A 2,613-nucleotide genomic window follows, 5' to 3' on the forward strand; every position below is an offset into this window, starting at 1 on the left:
CTTCATTATCCAATGAAACTGGAGCGTATAAAACCATCCTACCGTTATAATAAGTACCTTGAGTATCCGGCACTGGGGTTCAACAGTGGTATCAACTATGAAAAAAAAGACAGTCATATTTTTCTTGAAACCACTTGGCTTCCCAAATACAGCCTGCCACGTATTGATCCCCAGCAACACGGTATTGATACCTCTTTTGCCGGATTTTCCGATCCGGATGGCTGTGTGAATCAGGGCATAAAACTTGTCAATGCCCTGCAAAATTACATCGAAGACTTAAAAAAAACGATTGATGTTACTCAGGGCCTGAAATCCGATCAGACCGAGGAGATAGAAGCCGAAAAAAAGGCTTTTAGAAAAGACATTGAAAAATGGACTCAAGAGGCCAAAATGATAAAACGGGGGGTGGATATGCTGGACGAATCCAGGAAAGCCGATCCGGATTCCCCGGGTTTCGCACCCTTTCGGGCCTTTCAGCTCATGAATTTTACTATGGGTAACATAGCGGGGGAAAAATATAAGGATTGGCGTCTGTTTCAAATAGCCTTCATCCTTGCTTCACTGCCCGCCTTGGCTTCCCGCATACCTGTCTGTTCGAAATATCATCGCCCGGAGTGGGACGGATCAACCACGCTTCTGTATTTTGCCACCGGTGGTGGAAAGACCGAGGCCTTTCTGGGGTTGCTTGTTTTCGGGCTGTTTATGGACCGTTTAAGGGGAAAAGGCCGCGGAGTCACCGCCATGATCCGCTACCCCCTGCGGTTGCTGACGATCCAGCAGGCGCAAAGAGCGGCCAGATTTTTAGCTGAGGCCGAGAAACTGCGCATTCAGGAAAAAATACCCGGAGATTCCTTTCGAATTGGATTCTGGGTTGGGGGGAGTAATACTCCCAACAGTGTTCGCAACAATACTGAATTTAACCAAAGTGTGCCGATATTTGAGCGGAATCCAAAAGCGGAAGAAAAATTGCGGCAAAGCAGAGCATATATGCTGGCTTGCCAGAAATGGGTTAAACTTGTGGAATGTCCCTTTTGCGGTCATTCACCGGTAGGCATACGAAGATTTCCCAATCTCGGTGACCAGGCCGGATATATCTGCCTTAACGAAAACTGCTGGTGGAACCATCATAACCCGCATGCCCCTTTGCCTTTTCATTTTGTAGACGATGATATTTACGCACTGTCTCCGTCAGTATTGCTTGGTACGGTGGACAAACTGGCCCTGATCGGACAGCATTACAATACAATAAGGAAGGTCTTGGGGATGCTTGGCGGGGCAACCTGGATAGATCCGGATACCGGACTGCTTTATGACGCTATGCTGCAAAAGGACTCTTTAAAGGCTGGGCCTGAGGCAACAGGAATGAAAGGGGTTTTCCCGGCTTACCGATCCGGGGAAAGGGTGTTTTTCGATCCTTTCCCCTCGTTAATAATACAGGACGAAGCCCATCTTTTGGAGGAGTCTTTGGGAACCTTTGCCGGACTTTTTGAAACCGCCCTAAATGAAATTTTCAGGCGGCTGGGAGAAAAAATGGATGACCTGCTGAGCCGGGACGCCCAGGGAAGCATCCGGATGCCCAAAGTCGTAGTCGCTTCGGCTACTGTTTCCGAACCGGAAAGACAGATTGAATACCTTTATCAGCAGAATTTGATTCAATTCCCGTTTCCCGGTCCGGATCTTTACTGGTCTTTTTATGCCGCCCCAAAGGATAGGGATGGAAATTTTTTAGACCGGACAAGCGGGATTGAGGTTGAAACCAGGTCCATGAAGCGGCGTGTGTATGCATCCATCCTTACAAACGGAAAACCCCATACAACCGCCACAGTTAATATTTTATCCGCATTCCATGTCAACATCACCCGTTTAATGTGTGATTTAGGTTCCGGAAATCCGGTGAGACATCAAAGGGGAAAGGAGGGTTTGATCGCTTCTGTTCCACCGGGGGCTTTACAGACCGAATACCGAGAGGCTGTTGAAAAAGCCGGGGCCTCTGAACTGGCAACGATGGTTGATCTGCACCGGGTCGCCCTGACGTACGTTACCAACAAAAAAGGCGGGGATCAGATTATGTCCGCCGAAGATCAGCAGGTCCTGGAAGACCACAAGAAACAGGGATTTGATTTGGGTGAACAATTCAGCAGAGATCTGATTACCGGCTCTGTTGATGTGGCCCGAATCAAAAACATTGTTGATAGAATTGAGCAAAGATCGCGCCCGGGTGAATTTTTTGAACCAATAACGGATGTCATTCGTTCTGTGGTGGCAACCTCTGCGGTTTCTCACGGTGTAGACGTGGAAGAGCTGAATTCAATGTTTTTTGCAGGTATGCCTTCTGATATTGCCGAATATATTCAGGCCTCTTCCCGGGTGGGCAGGACCCATGTCGGAATCAGTTTGCTGATTCCCATACCACAGCGTAAAAGAGACCGATATATCGTCGAAATTCACGATATCTTTCATCGTTTTCTGGAACGGATGGTTAAACCCGCAGCTATTGACCGATGGGCCGAAAACGCCATAACACGTGTGGTCCCCAGTTTTTTCCAATGCTGGCTTTGTGGTGTTCGTACAATATTAGAGTTTATTGACCGGGCCGAAAATGAAAAACAACAC

At 47.9% G+C, this 2,613-nt stretch carries 1 protein-coding gene; it reads left to right on the top strand.

Annotated elements, in window-relative coordinates:
* Positions 1-2,613: DEAD/DEAH box helicase family protein (locus AB7U36_RS22200; protein WP_428161779.1), on the top strand; the 2,613-nt coding region annotated here is incomplete at both ends.

The sequence above is a fragment of the Desulfobacter sp. genome (genome assembly GCF_050177295.1).